The organism is Saccharopolyspora sp. NPDC049426, assembly GCF_040676935.1.
In the GTDB taxonomy this organism is placed as follows: domain Bacteria; phylum Actinomycetota; class Actinomycetes; order Mycobacteriales; family Pseudonocardiaceae; genus Saccharopolyspora.
Genome location: NZ_JBFAPZ010000016.1, coordinates 41,065 through 61,765, shown reverse-complemented (window position 1 = coordinate 61,765; position 20,701 = coordinate 41,065). Strand labels below are relative to the sequence as shown.

17 protein-coding genes and 1 pseudogene are annotated in these 20,701 nt (G+C 71.0%); 11 read left to right on the top strand and 7 right to left on the bottom strand.

Annotation, left to right across the window (positions count from 1 at the left end; genetic code table 11):
* Positions 1-311 precede the first annotated feature (311 nt).
* Entirely contained in the window at positions 312-1,739 is a 1,428-nt protein-coding gene (locus AB0J78_RS28485; RefSeq protein ID WP_363794276.1) for an aminotransferase class V-fold PLP-dependent enzyme, read from the top strand.
* A gap of 97 nt (positions 1,740-1,836) precedes the next feature.
* Here AB0J78_RS28485 and AB0J78_RS28480 read toward each other — a convergent pair whose 3' ends face one another.
* Positions 1,837-3,033: a cytochrome P450 gene (locus tag AB0J78_RS28480; RefSeq protein WP_363794274.1), complete on the bottom strand. Its 1,197-nt coding sequence runs from the start codon at positions 3,031-3,033 to the stop codon at positions 1,837-1,839.
* Positions 3,034-3,249: 216 nt separating this feature from the next.
* Between AB0J78_RS28480 and AB0J78_RS28475 the strand changes: the two genes are divergently transcribed.
* Positions 3,250-4,677, top strand: coding sequence for a protein kinase (locus tag AB0J78_RS28475; RefSeq protein WP_363794272.1), 1,428 nt, complete (start codon positions 3,250-3,252; stop codon positions 4,675-4,677).
* A gap of 1 nt (position 4,678) precedes the next feature.
* On the opposite strand, the gene AB0J78_RS28470 is transcribed toward AB0J78_RS28475, so the two are convergent.
* Entirely contained in the window at positions 4,679-5,332 is a 654-nt protein-coding gene (locus AB0J78_RS28470) for a response regulator transcription factor (RefSeq protein WP_363794270.1), read from the bottom strand.
* Entirely contained in the window at positions 5,329-6,423 is a 1,095-nt protein-coding gene (locus tag AB0J78_RS28465) for a histidine kinase (RefSeq protein ID WP_363794268.1), read from the bottom strand. The genes AB0J78_RS28470 and AB0J78_RS28465 overlap by 4 nt, the downstream gene beginning before the upstream one ends.
* A gap of 162 nt (positions 6,424-6,585) precedes the next feature.
* On the opposite strand from AB0J78_RS28465, the pseudogene AB0J78_RS28460 reads away from it, so the two are divergent.
* Positions 6,586-7,005: pseudogene (locus AB0J78_RS28460) on the top strand (hypothetical protein); the annotation flags it as partial.
* On the opposite strand, the gene AB0J78_RS28455 reads toward AB0J78_RS28460, so the two are convergent.
* Positions 6,960-7,157: a hypothetical protein gene (locus AB0J78_RS28455; RefSeq protein WP_132673685.1), complete on the bottom strand. Its 198-nt coding sequence runs from the start codon at positions 7,155-7,157 to the stop codon at positions 6,960-6,962. The pseudogene AB0J78_RS28460 and the gene AB0J78_RS28455 overlap by 46 nt on opposite strands.
* Positions 7,158-7,285: 128 nt before the next feature.
* Here AB0J78_RS28455 and AB0J78_RS28450 point away from each other — a divergent pair, with 128 nt between their 5' ends.
* The 8 genes from AB0J78_RS28450 (at position 7,286) to hpnH (ending at position 16,584) form a co-directional block, all read left to right on the top strand.
* Entirely contained in the window at positions 7,286-8,479 is a 1,194-nt protein-coding gene (locus AB0J78_RS28450; protein ID WP_363794266.1) for a dipeptidase, read from the top strand.
* Between the two features lie 372 nt (positions 8,480-8,851).
* A complete protein-coding gene (hpnC, locus tag AB0J78_RS28445) occupies positions 8,852-9,760 on the top strand; it encodes a squalene synthase HpnC (protein WP_363794264.1) in 909 nt (302 codons plus the stop codon).
* On the top strand, positions 9,757-10,620 hold the full coding sequence (hpnD, locus tag AB0J78_RS28440) for a presqualene diphosphate synthase HpnD (protein ID WP_363794262.1): 864 nt from the start codon (positions 9,757-9,759) through the stop codon (positions 10,618-10,620). The genes hpnC and hpnD overlap by 4 nt, the downstream gene beginning before the upstream one ends.
* On the top strand, positions 10,617-11,978 hold the full coding sequence (hpnE, locus tag AB0J78_RS28435) for a hydroxysqualene dehydroxylase HpnE (protein WP_363794260.1): 1,362 nt from the start codon (positions 10,617-10,619) through the stop codon (positions 11,976-11,978). The genes hpnD and hpnE overlap by 4 nt, the downstream gene beginning before the upstream one ends.
* Complete coding sequence (locus tag AB0J78_RS28430) at positions 11,975-12,982, top strand: polyprenyl synthetase family protein (RefSeq protein WP_363794258.1); 1,008 nt, start codon at positions 11,975-11,977, stop codon at positions 12,980-12,982. Before hpnE ends, AB0J78_RS28430 begins: the two co-directional genes overlap by 4 nt.
* Positions 12,983-13,029: 47 nt before the next feature.
* A complete protein-coding gene (gene shc / locus AB0J78_RS28425) occupies positions 13,030-14,919 on the top strand; it encodes a squalene--hopene cyclase (RefSeq protein WP_363794438.1) in 1,890 nt (629 codons plus the stop codon).
* A 1-nt stretch (position 14,920) separates the two neighbouring features.
* Positions 14,921-15,580, top strand: coding sequence for a hypothetical protein (locus tag AB0J78_RS28420; RefSeq protein WP_363794256.1), 660 nt, complete (start codon positions 14,921-14,923; stop codon positions 15,578-15,580).
* Between the two features lie 2 nt (positions 15,581-15,582).
* Positions 15,583-16,584: an adenosyl-hopene transferase HpnH gene (gene hpnH, locus AB0J78_RS28415; protein ID WP_363794254.1), complete on the top strand. Its 1,002-nt coding sequence runs from the start codon at positions 15,583-15,585 to the stop codon at positions 16,582-16,584.
* Positions 16,585-16,675: 91 nt separating this feature from the next.
* Here hpnH and AB0J78_RS28410 read toward each other — a convergent pair whose 3' ends face one another.
* Genes AB0J78_RS28410 through AB0J78_RS28400 form a run of 3 tightly spaced genes read right to left on the bottom strand, consistent with a single transcriptional unit; the run spans position 16,676 to position 20,636 of the window.
* On the bottom strand, positions 16,676-17,362 hold the full coding sequence (locus AB0J78_RS28410) for an SDR family NAD(P)-dependent oxidoreductase (protein ID WP_363794252.1): 687 nt from the start codon (positions 17,360-17,362) through the stop codon (positions 16,676-16,678).
* Positions 17,359-18,267, bottom strand: coding sequence for a DMT family transporter (locus tag AB0J78_RS28405; protein ID WP_363794250.1), 909 nt, complete (start codon positions 18,265-18,267; stop codon positions 17,359-17,361). The genes AB0J78_RS28410 and AB0J78_RS28405 overlap by 4 nt, the downstream gene beginning before the upstream one ends.
* Positions 18,264-20,636 carry a wax ester/triacylglycerol synthase domain-containing protein gene (locus AB0J78_RS28400; protein WP_363794248.1) on the bottom strand — a complete coding sequence of 791 codons (2,373 nt, stop codon included), beginning with the start codon at positions 20,634-20,636 and terminating at the stop codon, positions 18,264-18,266. The genes AB0J78_RS28405 and AB0J78_RS28400 overlap by 4 nt, the downstream gene beginning before the upstream one ends.
* Positions 20,637-20,701 lie beyond the last annotated feature (65 nt).

Below are 20,701 nucleotides of genomic sequence, written 5' to 3'. Positions count from 1 at the left end.
GATCTCAATCTCCTCGTCAACTACTTTTGCTTTCCCGGTCGTCCCGGTATGTCCCCGTAGTTGATCGTCTTACGGACGGTTGCTTGTGACGTGGCTGGAGGCTGCGCGGACGCGACGGCCGAAAGCCGCCAGCGCTTGCCTACCGGTCTCTGAAGAATACGGGGCTTGGAACTGACCGACCTGCCCGCTGGGTCGGTGCACTCCTGAGTGGCGGCTGCACGAGAACCTGATGGCCGATCCCGGGCGATCTCCGGTTTTGCGCTGCGCCAACGTCTACCTGAGACAACGTTCGTGTCATCCCGGAGGCTTTGATGACGAGTCGGCAGCAGCTCCTGCAACAGACCGCCGCACACGCTGCCACGTTTCTCGACGGCCTCCCGCAACGTCCGGTGGCGGCGAGAGCGACTCTGGCACAGCTGCGCGAGGCTCTGACGCGAGAGCTCCCCGAGGAGGGATCCGATGATGCGCGGGTTATCGATGAGCTCGTCCATGACAGCGAAGCGGGCATTCTCGGCAGTGCCGGGGGTCGGTTCTTCGGCTGGGTGATCGGCGGCGGGATTCCGGCGGCGCTGGCCGCCGACTGGCTGACCTCGACCTGGGATCAAAACGCTGCTCTGTACGCCTGCGGACCGGCCGAGGCCGTCATCGAGGAGGTGGCCGGAGACTGGCTCAAACAGCTTCTTCGGCTACCGACGGAGGCGTCGTTCGCCTTCACCACAGGGGCGCAACAGGCCCACGTCACCGCGCTGGCAGCGGCTCGCACGAAGGTCTTGGCTGATCACGGCTGGAACGTCGAACGTCAAGGACTGATGGGAGCGCCCGCCTTGCGCGTGTTCACTTCCGGACACCAGCACGCCTCCGTCGAACGGGCGATTCGCCTGCTGGGCCTGGGTATGGACTGTCTCCACGCCACCGACGCCGATGAGTGCGGGCGCCTCGACCTTGTCTCTCTGCAACGGCATCTTGCCGAGCAGGACACCCCGGCCATCGTGTGTCTACAAGCCGGGGAGATCAACACCGGAGCCTTTGACTCGTTCGCCGAGGCGTGCCGACTCGCCCACGACCACGGTGCGTGGGTACACGTCGACGGTGCCTTCGGGCTGTGGGCAGGAGTGAGTGAGCGCTACCGCTATCTGCTGGACGGTGTTGAGCACGCCGATTCCTGGACCACGGACGGCCACAAATGGCTCAACGTCCCGTTTGACTCAGGATTCGCATTCGTGCGCCACCCCGACGCGCACCGCACCGCAATGTCCACCCGCGCCAGCTACCTCACCCACGCCGACGATGCCCACAGCGGTTCAACCACCCGGCCGGCCCGCGACCAAATCGACTGGAACCCGGAGTGGTCCCGCCGTGGGCGGGCCGTACCGGTCTATGCCGCAATTCGTGCGCTGGGGCGGCGCGGTATCGCGGACATCATCGAGCGTTGCAGCGACCATGCACATCGCCTCGCGACCGAAATTGGGGCGTTGGAGGGTGCGGAGCTGCTCGTCACACCCCAGATCAACCAGGGCCTTGTGCGTTTTCTCGCTGCTGATGGCAATCACGATGCCCGAACCGAGCACGTGATCGAGCATGTCCAGCGGTCCGGAGAGGCATGGTTCGGCGCCACCACATGGAACGGGATGCGCGCTATGCGCATCTCTGTCGTCAGCTGGCAAACCGACGACGAGGACATCACCCGCGCCATCAGCGCCGTTCGCAAAGCCCTGGATGGGCAAGTGCATGAGCCATGACTTCACCGGTTACCGACCCAGCCTCACCGACGGCATGACACCGTAAGGAACGGAACTCCCACCGGTCACCGCGCCAGGAACTTCCCCCGCCGCAGCGTCACTCGCCGACGGCCACGACCATGCCGCGGAGTTCGTAGCCGCCGATGGCGTCGTTGAACGACACCTTCGGCGGGGTTTGCAAGCGGACGCCGGGCAGGGCGAACAGCCTGGTCAGGAAGACGTCGGTCTCCTGGACGGCGATGTTGTTGCCCGGGCAGCGGTGCGGGCCGTCGCTGAACGACAGCCCCGGTGCCGTCGCGTCGGTGAGCTCGCGGTGCGGGCACACCTGCAGCGGCTTCTCGCCGAACGCGGCCTCATCGGCGTTGGTGCTGGTCACGTCGATGTCGATGACCTCACCGGCCGGAACGGTGTGCGTCTGGCCGTCTTCGCCGGGCAGCTCCACCTCAGCCGTGGTGCGGCGCAGCAGGTGCGCGACCACCGGCTCCAGCCGCAGGAACTCGTGCAAGATCGCCAGCCGTTCGGACTCCTCGGCGCTGACGTAGCGCTCGCGCAGAGCGTCGTCGGTGAACAGGTGCCAGGCGGCCAGGTTCACGAACTCGCGGGTCGTGACCATGCCCGCCGCCGCGACGGTGATGCACTCGCCGAGGATCTCCGCCGACGAGCAACCGTCGGCCAGCAGGTGCGAGATGAGGTCGTCCTGCGGCTGCTTGCGCCGGGCGCGCACCGCGGGCAGCACGTCGGCGAAGTAGATGCCGCCCCAGTTCACCGCCTGCCGCCACACCCAGTACAAGCCGTGCAGGCTGGTGAAACCCGGTTCGCCGAACTCCTCCGGGAAGAACCGCTCCAGGCGTCCCGCCAGTCCCGGACGGCTCTCGGTCAGCCCGATCACCGCGCACGCCACGCCGATCGCCAGCTCGAAGCTCAACTCGGAGAGCACCGCCGTGCCGTTCGCGGTGAGCTTGGCCAACTGCTCGTCGCTGACCCGCTCCATGATCCCCCGGTAGGACTCGTCGACCTTGCGGGGAGTGAAGTACTTCGCAGTCTGGCGGCGGTGCTCGCGGTGCTCCGGGCCGTCCCGGTAGAGGACCGGACGGCGGATCTTGGCGGGCATCTTCTCCACGGTCTCCACGCCGAGACCGGCCTGGACCGTGTCGGTGCTGCGCAGGGCCGCGCGGGCGGCGGCGTGACCGCGAACTCGCCACACACCGTCGGAATCCCGGCTCACCGGGCATCCGCCGGTGCTCTCCCCGCGTTCGATCTTGCGCGCGTCCGTGCCGTCGTCGGTCGTCGACATCTGTGGGACCGGTCCTTTCCCGAAGCCGGTGGCGGAACATGATCTTGCCTCACCTTTGGTAGCAGGCGCGCGAGGGTCGGCGCAGCCGGGTCCGGCGCTTCGTAGCGGAAACTTCACCGAGCGCAGCGGCCGTTCAGCGGAGCGGGCAGTGGGCCGTGCTGAGCGCTCTGCGTCACCCAATAGGATGGCCGCAACTTCGGATGAGGAGCAGCAGTCGTGCAGTCGCAGTTCGGCCCGTACCGGGTGGAGGGCGTCATCGCCCGCGGGGGAATGGGCGAGATCCTGCGCGCCTACGACACCCGCCACGACCGCATCGTCGCGCTCAAGCTGCTCGCCCCGCACCTGGCGGCTGACCAGGAGTTCCGCGAGCGCTTCAAGCGCGAGGCGCACGCCGCCGGCCGCCTCAACGAACCCCACGTCATCCCGATCCACGGCTACGGCGAGATCGACGGCCGCCTCTACCTGGACATGCGCCTGGTCGAGGGCGAAGACCTCGGCGCGCGGCTCAACGCCCACGGTCCGATGCACCCGCAGGACGTGGTGCACGTGATCGAGCAAGTCGCGCAGGCGCTCGACGCCGCGCACGCCGCGCGCGTCGTGCACCGGGACGTCAAGCCCTCCAACGTGCTGCTCGGCGCGGGCGGCTTCGCCTACCTCGTGGACTTCGGCATCGCGGCCTCCATCCAGGACGCCACGAGCCGCACCTCCGGCAGCGTCACCATGGGCACGCTGGCCTACATGGCGCCGGAGCGCTTCGGCGACGCCCCGTCCGACCACCGCGTGGACGTGTACTCGCTGGCCTGCGTTCTCTTCCAATGCCTCACCGGCGCCAAGCCCTACGGCGTGACCAGCACCGAAGCGCTGATCTACGCCCACCTCAACCGCGAGCCCCCGAAGCCCTCGGCTGAGGTGGCCGGCGTGCCGCCGGAGTTCGACCGCGTGGTGGCCACCGGCATGGCCAAGAACGCCGCCGACCGCTACGCCACCGCCGGTGAGCTCGCCGCAGCGGCCCGGCGGGCGCTGCGCAGCACCGCCCCGCTCGGGGCCGCCGGAGCCGAGCCCGAGCGGCGCAAGTCGCGGTGGCCGATCGCCCTCGCCGGCATCGGCGCGGTCGCCGCTGTGGCCGGCGTCGCCGCGGCGGTCATGACGCTGCAACCCGAACCCACCGACGGCCAGGCGACGCCGATCGTGCCCCCCACATCGCCCGCGGCGCCGACGAGCCTGCTCGCGACGAGCGCCTCGCTCGCGCCCACCAGCCCGCCGACCGTCACGCCGTCCTCCGAGGCGCCTGCGCCGCCCAGCACCACCGCGAAGCCGACGACCTCGCGGCCGCCGTACGTGCCGAAGACGTGCAAGACCATCACCTACGAGGGCAAGGCGCGCGGCAACGGGTGCTTCAACGCCGACCGCGACCACATCGGGATCAAGGACACCTACAAGGACGGGTACTGGGTCAAGATCCGCTCGGAGACCGACTACCACCACACCGCCGAGTGCCGGGACACCAGCAGCGAGGGCGAGTACGTCGAGTGCAAGCTCCAGCTCAGGCCCGAGGGTTCGGTGCGGGTGATGGTCGAGCTGTGGGACGCGAACAAGAAGCTCGCCGACACGCCCTGGTCGGAGTTCACGCCGGTCAGCAAGTGAGTCAGTCGACGACGCCGGACTGGTAGGCGAACACCACCAGCTGGGCGCGGTCGCGCGCACCGAGCTTGACCATCGCGCGGCTGACGTGCGTGCGCGCCGTGGCCGGGCTGACCACCAGTCTTCCGGCGATCTCCTCGTTGCTCAGGCCCTCCGCCACCAGGGCCAGTACCTCGCGCTCGCGGTCGGTGAGCGTGTGCAGCTGCGGGTGCGGATCGCGGGTGCGCGGCGCCAGGTGGACGAACTCGCGCACCAGCTTCCGCGTCGCCGACGGCGCGAGCAGCGCCTCCCCGCCCGCGACCAGGCGGATCGCGCGCAGCAGGTCCACCGGGGTGGTGTCCTTGAGCAGGAATCCGCTGGCACCGGCGCGCAGCGCGCTGAAGACGTACTCGTCGATCTCGAACGTGGTCAGCACGATCACCTTGGTACCGGCCAGATCCGCGTCAGCCGTGATGCGCCGCGTCGCCTCCAGACCGTCCACACCGGACATCCGGATGTCCATGAGCACCACGTCGGGGTGGTGCTCGCGCACCTTGCGGACCGCGTCGAGCCCGTCGGCGGCTTCACCGGCGCAGTCGAGGTCGTCCTCGGACTCGATGAGCGTCCGCAACCCGATGCGCACCAGGTCTTGGTCGTCGACGATGAGCACGGTGATCACCGCTGCGCTCCGATCGGCAGCCGGGCGTGCACCCGGAATCGGCCGCCGGAGGACCCGACGCTGAACTCGCCCCCGAGCGCCTCCACGCGGCGCCGCATCCCCGGGATGCCGAGGCCGTCGCCGCCGGTGGTCGCGGGGGAGGGGTTGGTGACCTCGATGCGGACCTCCTCCGGCGAGTAGTCGACGGTGACCTCCGCGCGCTGCTCCCGGCTGTGGCGCAGCACGTTGGTCAGGGACTCCTGCAGTATCCGGTATCCGGTGAGGTCGACCGCCTTCGGCAGCTCCGGCATCTCGCCGCGCACGCGCAGGGAGACCTCCACCCCGGCCTCGCGGGTGCGGTTGACCAGGTCGGGCGCGCGGCTCAGACCGGGTTCGGGGCCGTGCCCGGTTCCGGCGCGGACGACGGCCAGCGTCGCGCGGAGTTCGTCGAGGGCGTCGCTGCTGGTGCGGCTGATCGCGTTGAGGGCGATCTCGGCCTGATCGGGCTTCTTCGGCAGCACGTGCAACGCCACGTCGGCCTGCATCTTGATCGCAGCCAGCCCGTGGCCGACCACGTCGTGCACCTCCTGGGCGATGCGCAGCCGCTCGTCGTCGACCCGGCGCCGCAGCGCCTCGGACCGCTGCCGGGCCACGGCCTCCGACTGGGTCCGCGCCACCAGGCCCGCGGCGAAGGGCACCAGCACCCACGCCGACGCCGGGATGATGCCCGCCCACCCGGGGCCGGTGAGGAAGGTGTGGGCCCACAGCAGCAGAAGAGCGATGCCGGCGGCGATGCCCGCCGTGCGCGCTGGCCGGTGACGCGCGGTCGAGTACACCGCGACCAGCAGCGCCAGCAGGATCGGCCCGTACCGGAACCCGGCGACGAGGTAACCGGACACCGCGACGGCCACGACCCCGAGCACCACCAGCGGCACGCGGCGTCGCCACGCCAAGGTCAGCCCTGCGACCACGACGAACGCGATGGCGATCCCGTTCAGGCCGCGCATCCCGTGCCCCGCCCACCGGTGGGCGGCGATGGTCCCGACGACTCCGACCGCGGTCACCAGCAGCGCCAGAACCACATCGCCGAAGCGAGGGCGCAACACACTCATGCCGACCAGTCTCACCGACCCGCCCGCGTTCCGGCGTCCTCCCGGTGCCGACACACCGGCTACGTTCTCGGACGTACTCAACGGTCAACATCATCGATAACTTCAGTGTCGAATGAAATCAATTTTGGATGGCGCGAGGAGGAACGGCCAGGAGCGAGGGGCGAGTCGATCATCCAGCCGGCGGAGACGCCCTCCGGCGGGCAACGCCAGGGCGCGCCCGCGCGGCGTTCGGCAGCAAGGCCGTCATCGTGGACGAGCCCACGGCAGCGCCGGGCGTGGCCGAGGCGGGCAAGGTCCTCGAACTCATCGGCAGGATCCGCGCGAGAGATCTGCCGGTCGTGCTGATCAGCGACGACATGCCGCACGTGTTCGACATCGTCGATCGAATCCGCGCTCGGCAGGCGCGTCGGCGTTGTCTCGCCGCGCACCCGCGACATGGGTCAGGTCGTCGGGCTGATCACCGGAGCGTTGGAGGCGGGGCAGGACGGGGCGTTGCGCGAAGTCTCAGGTGCTCGGCGCCGGGAAGGCCGAGTCCGTCAACTGTCCACAATGGAGTGGTATTCGGTCAGGCGGGCGACGTAGTCGTCGATCTGCTCGTCCAGCTCGGCCAGCCGGGCGCGCAACCGCTCGGCCTGCTGCGTCGAGGCACCGGGCAGTTGCGCGGCGAGGTGCCCGTACTCGGCCAGCACCGTGGGGAGGTTGCTGGTGTCCTGCTGCCTGGGAATTCGCTCCATATCACGATGGTGCGGCCGAACGTCCGATTCGTCGATTCGATCTACGGCGTGCCACACGCCCCTGGTCGGGTGATCTCGAGCGGATATGCTCACCGAGAACAACCGACCGGGTGAATTGGGGAGACGCGATGAGCGACGCGGACGTGGTGGCCCAGGCCCGAGAGCTGCTCAAGGCCACGCCGGTGCTCGACGGTCACAACGACCTGCCCTGGGCACTGCGGGAGCAGGTCCGCTACGACCTCGACCAGCGCGACATCGCCACCGACCAGACCGGTCGCCTGCACACCGACCTCGCGCGCCTGGACGCTGGGGGAGTCGGCGGGCAGTTCTGGTCGGTCTACGTGCCCACCGAGCTGCAGGGCGATGACGCGGTCAGCGCCACGCTGGAGCAGATCGACTGCGTCAACGCCCTCGCCGCCCGCTATCCGGACCGGCTGCGCCTGGTCCGCACCGCCGACGAGATCGAGGCCGCCCGCGCCGATGGCAAGATCGCCTCGCTGATGGGCGCCGAAGGCGGGCACTCGATCAACTGCTCGCTGGCCACCCTGCGCGCCTTCTACGACCTGGGCGTGCGGTACCTGACGCTGACGCACAACGACAACACCCCCTGGGCCGACGCCGCCACCGACGAGCCCGCCCACGACGGGCTCACCGCCTTCGGCGTCGAGGTGGTGCGCGAGATGAACCGGATGGGCATGCTCGTCGACCTCTCGCACGTCGCCGCCGAGACCATGCGCGACGCGCTGCGCGCCAGTCGCGCCCCGGTGGTGTTCTCGCACTCCTCCTCGCGCGCGGTCTGCTCGCACCCGCGCAACATCCCCGACGACGTGCTCGCCCAGCTGCCCGGCAACGGCGGCGTGGCGATGGCGACGTTCGTGACCAAGTTCGTGCTGCAGGAGTCGGTGGAGTGGACCGCCGCCGCGCAGCGCGAGCTGGTCGCGCACGGCCTCAGCGACCTGTCGGGCACCCCGGAGGCCAAGGAGATGCTGCGCGAGTTCGAGGAGGCCAACCCGCAGCCGGTGGCCACCTCGAAGACCGTCGCCGACCACCTCGACCACATGCGCGAGGTCGCCGGCATCGACCACATCGGCGTCGGCGGCGACTACGACGGCACGATCTTCCTGCCGAAGGACCTCGACGACGTCTCCGGCTACCCGAACCTGATCGCCGAGCTGCTCCGCCGCGGCTGGTCGCACGCCGATCTGGGCAAGCTGACCTGGCACAACGCCGTCCGCGTGCTGCGCGACGCCGAGCGCGTGGCCGCGGAGCTGCAGCGCACCGAATCGCCGTCGATCGCCACCATCGAACAGCTCGACGGCTGAGCTCCTCGTGACTCGCGCCCGGCGGTGATCTCCGCCGGGCGCGTTCTGCTCCACCTCCCGCCTCGGGTCCGGCAGCCGCGCGTGCGCCGACCCGGTGAGGTAGGGGGCGTTCCTGGCGTCCGCGCGCAGTCGCAGTCGGTAGTCGACTAGTCCAATGTGGTCAGGATGGGCCACTCGATCCGGCCACCTCCTGGCGGGTCTGCGCGGGACGCGCGCATCCGGTGTCCAATATGGAACCGGGGAGAAGGTGCGTGGTCGAACACCGGCGCGAATCACCGTGATTCATGTGGTTCTTCGTTCGCCCTGCGGTGCCGCAGGGGTGCTCATACGATGCCGGTTGCGCCTCCTGGCCGGTGGATAGGAGGAGGACCGATGGTCTTGTCGTTGCCGGACGAGACGCTGTCCGGAGTGGATCCCGAACACCCGCAGTGGTCAGCACGTCCGGGGGAGCTGCCGCGCAGCGCCGCCGTGCTGGCGAGGATGCGTTCGGAGAACTTCCCGGTGGCTTCCCGCGTCCTGCCCGGAGGTGTCCGCAGGCACCTGCACGCCCTCTACGGCTACTTCCGGCTCGTCGACTACGCCGGGGACGAGGCGCCCGGCAACCGCGACGCGCTGCTGGACTTCCTCGAACACGACCTCGAACGCGCCTACCAGGACACCGCGCGCATCCCCATCATGCAGGCGCTGGCGCCCACGGTCACCGAGTGCGGAATCCCGATGCGCACGCTGGTCAAGCTGATCGAGGCCAACCGGTGGGACCAGCACGTCAAGCACTACGACGACTTCGCCGGGCTGCGGGACTACTGCGCGTTGTCGGCCAACCCGGTGGGGGAGTCGGTGCTGCACGTGTTCGGCCGCGCCGAGGAGGGCCTGATCGCCCTGTCCGACCGGATCTGCACCGCGCTGCAGATCCTGGAGCACCTGCAGGACCTCGCCGAGGATCAGCGGGCAGGCCGCGTCTACCTGCCCGCCGAAGACCTCAAGCGCTACGGCTGCGACGAGCAGGACCTCACCGCGCCGCGCGCCTCGACCGCGCTGCGCGGGCTGGTGCGCTTCGAAGTCGACCGCGCTCGCCGGATGCTGCGCGACGGCAGCGTCCTGGTCGGAGCGCTGTCGGGGACGGCCCGGGTGGCCGTCGCCGGCTACGTCGCGGGCGGGCTGGCCACCGTCGCCGCGTTCCGCGCCGCCGGACACGACCCGCTGGCCGCGCAGGTCAGCCCGAGCAAGTCGCGGACGTTCACCGAATGGGCGCGGCTGCACGCGATGGGAGGGACCCGGTGACCTCACCGACCCGGTACCGGGATGCCTACCAGGAGTGCGAGCGGATCACCCGCGAGCAGGCCCGCAACTTCTCCTACGGCATCCGGTTGCTGCCAGGTCCGAAGCGCGGTGCGCTCTCGGCGGTGTACGCCTTCGCCCGCCGCGTGGACGACGTGGGTGACGGCGACCTGCCGCGCGAGGAGAAGCTGCGCGAGCTCAAGGCCTGCCGCGAGGCCGTGCACCACGCCTCGACCGATTCGACCGATCCGGTGCTGGTCGCGCTCGCCGACGCCGCCACCCGCATGCCGATTCCGCTGGAGGCGTTCGACGAAGTCATCGACGGCTGCGAGGCCGACGTGCGAGGCGCCAGCTACACCACCTTCGACGAGCTGCTGCACTACTGCCGCTGCGTGGCCGGTGCGATCGGTCGGTTGTCCCTGGGCGTGTTCGGCACCGACGAACCGAGGGTCGCCACCGCGCGGGCTGATGCGCTCGGCGTGGCGTTGCAGCTGACCAACATCCTGCGGGACGTCCGCGAGGACCAGCTCAACGGGCGGGTGTACCTGCCCGCCTCCGACCTCGCGCACTTCGGCGTGCGGCTGGAACCCGGCGGCGGCTTCGTCGAGGACAACGCGAGGTGGAACAGGCTGATGCGGTTCCAGGCAGCGCGCGCCGACCGCTGGTACACCGAGGGGTTCCGGCTGTTGCCGATGTTGGACCGGCGCTCGCGCGCCTGCTGCGCCTCGATGGCCGGCATCTACCACCAGCTGTTGGTGCGCATCGCCATCAACCCCAACGCCGCGATGCACCAGCGCACCTCGCTGTCGAGCTGGCGCAAAGCCGGAGTCGCTGCCCGCTCGCTGGCCGGGATGACGCCGTGAACCGCGGGTCCGTGGTGGTCATCGGCGGCGGGCTCGCCGGCATGGCCGCTGCCCTGGACTGCCGGGAGCGCGGGCACTCGGTGCGGCTGCTGGAGGCGAGGCCCCGGCTCGGCGGGGCGACTTACTCGTTCGCGCGCGGAGACCTGCTCGTCGACACCGGCCAGCACGTGCTGCTGCGCTGCTACACCGCCTACCTCGACCTGCTGCGCAGGTTCGGCGCGACCGACGGGATCCGGATGCAGCAGCGGTTCGGCGTCCCGGTGCTCAGCCCGGGTGCGGCACCGGCGTCGTTGAGCCGCTGGAACCTGCGCGCTCCCGCGCACCTCGCCCCGGCGCTGCTGAGCTACCGGCGGTTGAACTGGGCGCAGCGGGTCCGGGCGGCGCGGACCGCGCTCGCGCTGCGCGGCATCGACCCGGCGGACCCGGCGATCGACGAGCAGAGCCTCGGGAAGTGGTTGCGCGATCGGGGAGAGACGCCGCGCGCGGTCGAGGCGCTGTGGGGTCTGCTGGGCGTGGCCGCGCTCAACGCCCAACCCGACGACGCCTCGATGGCACTGGCCGCCAAGGTGTTCCGCACCGGGTTGCTCGACACCGCCGACGCCTGCGACATCGGAGTCCCGCAGCGGCCGCTCTCCGAACTGCACGGCGAGGCCGGGCGACGCACCCTGCTCGCAGCGGGCGTCGACGTCCGGCTCCGGTGCAAGGCACGCGCGATCCGCCGCGGGCCGAAGGGCTTCCAAGTCCCAGTCGAGGAGCAGGCCGGCGCGAGCGTGCTCGACGCGGACTCCGTCGTGGTGGCCACCGCGCACCCGGCTGCGGCAGCTCTCGTCGACGAGCTGCCCGTGCGCGGCTCCGCTGAGTGGTCCCGGTTGTCCTCCTCGCCGATCGTCAACGTGCACGCCCACTTCGACCGACCGGTCACCGATCACGAGATGGCCGCAGTGGTCGACTCGCCCGTGCAGTGGGTCTTCGACCGCACCCGCATCTCCGGTGCCGGCCGAGGTCAGTACCTGGCGCTGTCGCAGTCCGCCGCGCAGCAGGAGATCGGGATGCGGACCGAGGACCTGCGCGAGACCTTCCTCCCGGCGCTGCGCGAGCTGTTCCCCGCGGTCGGGAAGGCGGAGCTGCTGGACTTCTTCGTCACCCGCGAACCCCACGCCACCTTCCGGCAAGCCCCCGGCAGCGCGGCTCTCCGACCCTCGGCGATCACCGATGTCCCCGGTCTGGTGCTCGCCGGTGCGTGGACGGCAACCGGCTGGCCGGACACCACCGAAGGCGCGGTCCGCAGCGGCATCCGCGCCGCCGAAGTGGTCGAGGCCGAACTGCGATCGCGAACGAGCGTGGAGGTGACGGCATGACCACACTGCTGCCTCCGGCCCTGCGCACAGCGCGGGAGCTGGTGGAACCGACGCTGCGCTCGGCGGTCGCGCGGCTGGACGCCGAGACCCGGCGGGTCGGCGAGTACCACTTCGGCTGGACCGGCGTGGACGGTGCGCCGACCGACGCGGGCGGCAAGGCGCTGCGTCCCGCGATGGCCCTCGCCGCGACCGAAATTGCCTGCGGTGCAGCAGAACTCGCCGTACCGTCGGCGGCGGCGGTGGAGCTGGTGCACAACTTCTCGCTGCTGCACGACGACGTGATGGACGGCGACACCTCCCGCAGGCACCGGCCCACCGCCTGGACGGTCTTCGGATCCTCCGCGGCGATCCTGGCCGGTGACGCGCTGCTGGCCGTGGCACCGGAGGTCCTGCTGGAATCCGACGCCCCCAACGCGGCGGTGGCGGTGCGCTCGCTGCTGACGACGGCACGGGTGCTCATCGCCGGGCAGACCGCCGATCTCGGCTTCGAACGCCGCCAGGACGTCGACCTCACCGAATGCCTGAGCATGGCGCACGACAAGACCGCCGCGCTGCTGGCCTGCGCCTGCTCCATCGGGCCGCTGAGCGTCGGCGCTCCGCGCGAGAGCGTCCGCGCCCTGCACGCCTACGGCACCGAGCTGGGGATGGCGTTCCAGCTGGTCGACGACCTGCTGGGCCTGTGGGGAGACCCGGAGGTCACCGGCAAACCGGTGCTGTCGGACCTGCGCACCCGCAAGAAGTCGGTCCCGGTGGTCCACGCCCTGACCTCCGGTACAGCGGCGGGCGAGCGGCTCTGGGAGCTCTACGAGCAGCCCGAGCAGCTCACCGAGACGCAGCTGTGCGAAGCCGCCGAGATGGTGCGGCGCGCCGGATCGGAGGAGTGGACGCGGCAGGAGTGCCGCCGCCGGCTCGAACTCGCGGAGGCGCAGCTGGAAGTCGGATCGCTGGGCGACACCGCGGCACTGGGAGAGCTCGCCGAATTCATCGTACGGAGGAAGCTTTGACCGAACAGCTGCAACAGCCCACGCGATCGGCCACCGCCGCCGCCCAGATCCCCAGCCAGGGAGCGGCGCGAGCCGACGCCCGGACGGCGGCGCTGGCCGCCCGCGACCACCTGCTGTCGCTGCAGAGCCCGGAAGGCTGGTGGAAGGGCGAGCTCGAGACCAACGTGACCATGGACGTCGAGGACCTGCTGCTGCGGCAGTTCCTCGGCATCCGGACCACCGCGGAAACCGCGCAGACCGCCCGCTGGATCCGCTCCCAGCAGCGCGAGGACGGCACCTGGGCGAACTTCTACGGCGGCCCCGGCGACCTGTCCACCACGGTCGAGGCCTACGCGGCCCTCAAACTCGCCGGTGACGATGTCGACGCCGCGCACATGCGGGCCGCCCGGGACTGGATCCTGGCCAGCGGTGGCCTGGAGGGAACACGGGTGTTCACCCGGATCTGGCTCGCGCTGTTCGGCGAGTGGTCCTGGGACGACCTGCCCGCCATGCCACCGGAAGTGGTGCTGCTGCCCGAGTGGTGCCCGCTCAACGTCTCCGACTGGGCGTGCTGGGCCCGTCAGACCGTGGTGCCGCTGACCGTGGTGTGCACCATGCGCCCCCGCCGCGACCTGGGCATCAACCTGCGGGAGCTGCGCACCGGGCGGCCTGCGGTGCCACCGAAGCGCGAGTGGTCCTGGGGCTACGGCTTCCACGCCCTCGACCGCGTGCTGCACCGATACCACCGCCGACCGGTGAAATCGCTGCGCACGCACGCGATGCGGCGCGCGGCCGAGTGGATCGTGGCGCGTCAGGAGGCCGACGGTTCCTGGGGCGGCATCCAGCCGCCGTGGGTGTACTCGATCCTGGCGCTGCACCTGCTCGGCTACCCGATGAACCACCCGGTGATCGCCAAGGGACTCGGCGGCTTGGAGCGGTTCCTGATCCGCGAGCAGACGCCCGAGGGCACCGTCCGCAGGTTGGAGGCGTGCCAGTCGCCGGTGTGGGACACGGTGCTGGGCGTGCAGGCGCTGCGCGATGCCGGTGTTCCCGCCGACCACCCGTCGCTGCGGCGAGCGGTGGACTACCTGCTGGCCGAGGAGATCCGGATCAAGGGTGACTGGTCGGTCAAGCGCCCGGAGTTGCCCGCCGGGGGAGGCTGGGCGTTCGAGTTCGACAACGACGGCTACCCCGACATCGACGACACCGCCGAGGTGCTGCTCGCGCTCAACCGCGTCGAGCACCCCGACTCCGAGGCCGTGCGCGGTGCGATCGCCCGCGGTGTCCGCTGGTTGCGCGGGATGCGGTCGAAGGACGGCGGCTGGGCCGCGTTCGACGCCGACAACACCCGGCAGCTGGTGCGCAAGCTTCCGTTCTGCGACTTCGGCGAGGTCATCGACCCGCCGTCGGCCGACGTCACCGCGCACGTGGTGGAGGCGCTGGCCGTCCTCGGAGAGCAGGACGAGGTGCTGCGCGGCGGGGTGAAGTGGCTGCTGTCCAACCAGGAGCGCGACGGATCGTGGTTCGGGCGGTGGGGCGCCAACCACGTCTACGGCACCGGTGCCGTCGTGCCCGCCCTGGTCGCGGCCGGAGTGGACCGCCAGCACCGCGCGTTGCGGGACGCCGTGCGCTGGCTGGAGAACCACCAGAACGACGACGGCGGCTGGGGTGAGGACCTGCGCTCCTACGACGATCCACAGTGGATCGGACGAGGCACCTCCACGGCGTCCCAGACGGGATGGGCGCTGATGGCGCTGCTGGCCGTGGGCAGGCACGACACCCACGCGGTGCGCCGCGGGATCGGCTACCTGGCCCGAAGCCAGCGCGCCGACGGCGGTTGGGACGAACCCCAGTTCACCGGGACCGGGTTCCCCGGGGACTTCTACATCAACTACCACCTGTACCGGGTGATCTTCCCGCTGAACGCGCTCGGGCGCTACCTGCGGGACGGGGAGTGACATGTCGACGAGGATGCTGATCTGCGCGCCGATGCGACTGGAGGCGAGCGCGCTGCGCTCCGCCCTGGGCGGGGCCGCGACCGCCCAGGAGGCTCTGCGCACCGCCGGGCTCGGGGCCGATTCGGTGACGGTGCGCCGCACCGGGTACGGGCTGCGCCGCAGCGCGAGCAGCGCGGTCCGGCTGCTGGCCGCCGACTTCGACGTCCTGGTGATCGCCGGCCTGGCGGGAGGGCTGTCACCGGAGGTGCGCAGCGGGGACGTGATCGTCGCCGACGAACTGCGCGGACACCGCGAGGTGCTGCGCTGCGACACGGCCCACTCGCTGGCCGCCGAACTCACGCGCAGCGGGTTCCCGGTGCGCTGCGGGCCCGTCGTGACCGCCGACGCGCTGGTCCGCGGTCAGCGCCGCGCCGAGCTCGCCGCCACCGGGGCGCTCGCGGTGGACATGGAATCGGCGGTGCTGGCACAAGCCGCGGGGCACCGGCCGCTGGCGGTCGTGCGCGTCGTGGTCGACACCGCGCAGCAACCCCTGCTGCGGCCCGGAACCGTCCACCGGGCGATGTCCGGGCTGGCGCGGCTGCACGCCGTGGGTTCGTGCCTGCGGCGGTGGGGCCGCCACATCCCACCGGAACTTCGCACGACCTGTGAGGAGGCGTTGTAACCATGGGGATTCCCGTGCGCCAGGCGGTTCGCGTCGGTGCGTACCTGATGAAGCAGAAGCTGGCCCGGCGCGAGAAGTTCGCGCTCACCCTGGAGCTGGAGCCGCTGTTCGCCTGCAACCTGGCCTGCGCGGGGTGCGGGAAGATCCAGCACCCGGCGAACGTGCTCAAGCAGCGGATGCCGGTCGAGCAGGCGCTGGCAGCGGTCGAGGAGTGCGGTGCCCCGGTGGTGTCCATCGCCGGGGGCGAACCGCTGATGCACCCCGAGATCGACGTGCTGGTCAAGGAACTGGTCAAGCGCAAGAAGTTCGTCTACCTGTGCACCAACGCGCTGCTGATGCCGCGCAAGATCGACGAGTTCGAGCCCTCGCCGTACTTCTCCTTCGCCGTGCACATTGACGGGATGGAGGAGCGCCACGACGCCTCGGTGTGCAAGAAGGGCGTGTTCGCCCAGGCCGTGGACAACGTCGAAGACGCCCAGCGGCGCGGATTCCGGGTGACCACGAACTCGACCTTCTTCACCACCGACACGCCGCAGTCGGTGATCGAGGTGCTCGACTACCTCAACAACGACCTCAAGGTCGACCAGATGATGCTCTCGCCGGCCTACGCCTACGACAAGGCTCCGGACCAGGAGCACTTCCTCGGCGTGACCGAGACCCGCGAGCTATTCAAGAAGGTCTTCGCCGACGGGCGGCGGAAGAGGTGGCGCTTCAACCACTCGCCGCTGTTCCTGGACTTCCTGGAAGGCAAGATCGACTTCGGTTGCACGGCGTGGGCCATCCCGTCGTACTCGCTCTACGGCTGGCAGCGACCCTGCTACCTGATGAGCGACGGCTACGCGAGCACCTACCGGGAGCTGCTGGAGGACACCGACTGGGAGGCCTACGGCCGCGGCAACGACCCGCGCTGCGCGAACTGCATGGCCCACTGCGGCTACGAACCCACGTCGGTCCTGGCCACCATCGGCTCGCTCAAGGAATCCCTCCGAGCAATGCGCGGCTAGGAGCTGGCGGCGTTTTTGGTCCGAGTTGACCGGGCAAAAGGAACATCGATCGGTTCGGACCAAAACCGCCCCGTGATCGACCGGCGGGGAGTCAGCCGAACCTGCGGGCGAGGTGGTGGAAGACACCGGGCAGCGCGCCGTGGACCCGGTCGGCCGCGGTCAGCCAGCGCGGTACGAAGACCTCCGCGCGGCCGCGCGCCACCGCGTCCACCAGCGCGTCGGCGACCCGTTGCGGCTCGACCATGCGCGGGAACCGGCGCCGGTAGTGGCGGCCGTGGAAGAACGGCGTGCGCACCGCGCCGGGGAACACCGTCGTCGTGGTGATGTCCCGGTAGCGCAGGCTCGCGGCGAAGGCTCGCAACCCCGCCTTGGTGGCCGAGTAGACGTCCTCGTCGCGGACGCCCACCGCGGCGACCGAGGCCACGAACGCCACCCGCGGAGGCAGGACCGCGCGCGTCAGCCGCATCGGAACGGTCAGGTTCAGCTCGACGAGCTCGTCGATGCGCTCCGGTGGCATGTCGGCGAACGCTCCCGCCCAGCCGATCCCGGCGCTGTGCACCAGCAGATCGACCCCGCGCGCCGCGTCCGCCACCTGCCGCAGCCCGTCGTCGGTGGTCAGGTCCGCGGCGAGCGACTCGCCTCCGGTGCGCTCGGCCAGCGCCTCCAGACGCTTGCGGTCACGCCCGGTCAGCACGACCTGCCAGCCGTCGGCCGCGAGCCGGAGTGCGGTGGCCGCGCCGATGCCCGAGGACGCGCCGGTGACCAGTGCCGAGTTCACCCCCACGAGTCGCTGCCCTCCCGGGCGGCCAGCTCGCGGCCGATCTGCTCGCTGCGCCGGGCCAGCACGGCGATGCCTCCGATCATGAGGGCGGCCGCGACCGCTTCGCCGGCCAGGATGGTGGGGGAGGACTCGATGCGCTCACCCAGCCAGCTCACCCCGATCGCCGCCGCCACCAGCGGATCGACCGTGGTGATCACCGCCAGCGACGGCGACATCAACCGGCCGCGCTGGAAGGTCTGCTGGCTGAGCAGGAAACCCATCGGCCCGATCACGCACACCACGTACAACGTCCAGTGCCCGAAGGGCTCGACGATCCCGCCGGTGCGGAACTGCCCGGCCACCACCCGCATCAGCCCTGCCGTGACCCCGTAGAACACCCCGGTGGCCACAGCGAGTCCGACCACGCCGAACTCGCCGGGAAGCCACCGGGCCGCCAGCAGCGAGGCGACCACCAGCAGTCCCATCCCCAGCGCCAGCGGCAGGACGGGCGCCCCGGTGAACTCGCTGCCCTGACCGGATGGCCGGGCCAGGAGCAGGAACGCCGCCAACCCGCCCGCGCACGACAGCGCGCCGAGCGCGAGAACCAGGTCCATCCGCCTGCCCGCCAGCCACGCCGCGAACGCCGCGCCGAACAGCACCGAGGTCACCAGCAGCGGCTGCACCAGCACCAGCGGACCGAACGCCAGCGCCACCACCTGGAGCGACAACCCGACGATCACGGTGCCGATGCTCAACACCCAGATCGGCTTGCGCACCAGGTCCCACAGCATCCGCGGGCTGAACGTGGCGACTTCCGGGACCTGCTTGGTGACGCGGTGCTGGATCGCGCTGGCCATCCCGAAGCTGGCGGCACCGATCACCGCGGCCGGCACCGCGACGCCCAGCACCGTCCCGGAGGTCAACGCCTCTCCCGCAGCTCGTCGAACGCCTCCCGCAGGTGCGCGGTCAACCGCCCTGCGTCGGGTGCGAGACCGGGATCGGTGGTGATGCCGAAGCCGAACTCCTCGCCCCATCCGATCGCCCCGATCGCCACGCCCACGCCGTCGGCCAGCGACAGCACCGGCAGCACCTGGCTGAGCCTGGTCCCGTTGATGTGGGCGGGCCGCCGCTGGCCCGGCATCACCGAGACCACCGCGTTGAAGAACCGGCGTCCGTAGATGCGCCGCACGATCCACGCGTGCACCGGGGCGGGCAGCAGGCCGAGCCCGGCCAGCACCGCGCCCGCGGCCTCGGGCTGTCCGCTGTGGTCGGGTTCGGCGAGCGCGTCGGCGACCGCGCGGATCCGCCACACCAGCGGCATCGGGCCGACCGGGAGGTCCACCGACAGCGAATGCGTGTGGTTGCCCGGAGCGGCGGTACCCGCGCCGTCCCGCCCGGTGCGGGCCGTGCGCGGAACCATCACCCGGAACCGCGCCTCGCCTCGCTGCTCGCCCAGTGCCCGGTGCAGCGCCTCGGCGACCAGCCCGATGAGCAGGGCGCTGCTGGTCACCCCGTGATCACGCGCGCGGGCGCGGACTTGCACGGCCGGCAGCGTGAGGTGGCCGAAGCTGCGGGCGTGCGAGCTCCGCCCGGTCCAGGCGGGGTTGGTCGCACCGGCGGAGGTGGCCAGGCCGAGGAGTCCGCGCATCACCACCGGGGCCCGCCGCGTCCACGACCGCCCGCTCGCGCTCGGGGCCGAAGCGGGGTGGTGGCCGTCGCAGAGCAGCCGGATCAGCGCGTTGGTGACGGCCAGACCGTCACCGAGGGAGTGGTGCATCTTGGCCAGCAGGGTCGCCCGCCCGGTGGCCGCGTCGTGCAGCAGGCGCAGCTCCCACGGCGGCCGGTCGGTGCGCACCGGTGTCGAGAAGAACTCGCTCGTGAGCCCCTCGGCGTCCTGTTCGGAGCCGAGCTCGCGCACGCCGAGGTGCAGTGCGGGATCGAGCGGTCCAGCGTGCCTCCACTGTGGACGACGGCCCGCAGGGGTGACCAGCCTGCGGGTCAGCATCGGCAGGTGCGGCGCGCAGTCCTGGATGCGGCGCGCGAAGTGTTCGCACCACACCTGTGCTGAATCCGGCGACGGCGCCAAGCGCAGGATGGCCCCGGTCTGCTGCGACACCTCAGGTGTGGTGGCGTAGACGAAGAAGGCGTCCTGCGCCCGCAACCGGCGAGGGCCGTGGTGGCGGGGCAGGTCGGCCAACGCCGCGACCTGATCGGCGAACTCCGCCGACCGGCTGTGCTTGAGCGTCCGCTCCTCCCGTTCGCCGACCTCCTGCGGGTCGGCGACCCAGCGGCGCAGCGTCGCGGTCAGCTGCGACTCCTTCGGGCACAGCTCGGCCAGACCCGCATCGGCCATCAGCTCGGCATTGGCCCGGCCGTGACCGGCGATCGGCTCGAACATCAGCACCGCGCGCCCGCAAGCCAGCGCCTCCAGCGCCGTGGCGCCACCGGCGTTGGTGATCACCACGTCCGAGCAGGCCATCAGGCCGGGCATGTCCTCGACCCAGCCCAGCGGCACCAGCCGCTGCTCGCCCCGGGCGAGCAAGCGCTCCTGCAACGCCTCGTTGCGCCCGCACACCACGAGCACCCGGGCGAGACCCTCGACCCGCAGCGCCGCGTCGATGGCGCGCTCCACCGCGCCGAAGCTCATCGCACCGCACGAGATCAGCGCCGTGAACCCGGCCTCCGGGAATCCGAACTCGGCTCGCGCCTCGGTGCGATCGCGGGGCTGGAAGTCGTGCCGCACCGGCGGCACGGACACCGCGCCGACCGCCTCGGGCTCGGCGCGGTGCATCGCGCGCAGGCTCGCCTCACTCATCACGTAGTGCAGATCGGCTTCCGGGTAGACCCAGAACGGGTGCGGCGCGAAGTCCGACACGACCGCCGAGACCGGGAGGTCGAGTTCGCCGTGCCGCCGCATCCAGTCCAGCCCCGCCGTTCCCAGCGGGTAGGTGGACACGATCAGGTCAGGGTCGACCCGGTGGATCTCGCGGCGCAGCAGCGGACCGCACCAGGCGCCGACGAAGCGCCGCGAGGCGTTGGCGAACCACCGGTAGCGCCACAGCGAGTCGTAGAAGAAGTCGTAGAGCCACGGCGTGGATTCCACGTTGGTGACGTAGATCCAGTTGAACGCCCCGGGAACCCAGCGGCCCATGATGCGGAGCGCGTCGAGCCACACCACCTCGCAGTCGGGCCAGACCTCGCGGGCCGCCTCTTCGACGGCACGAGCGGTCGCGTTGTGGCCCTCACCGATGGTGGCGCTGATCAGGAGCACTCGACGGGGCTGGAAGCTCACGCGGCCGGTTCCTTTCGCCAAGCACGTGCCATCGCAGGCTAACGCTTGACGAGGAGACCGGCTTC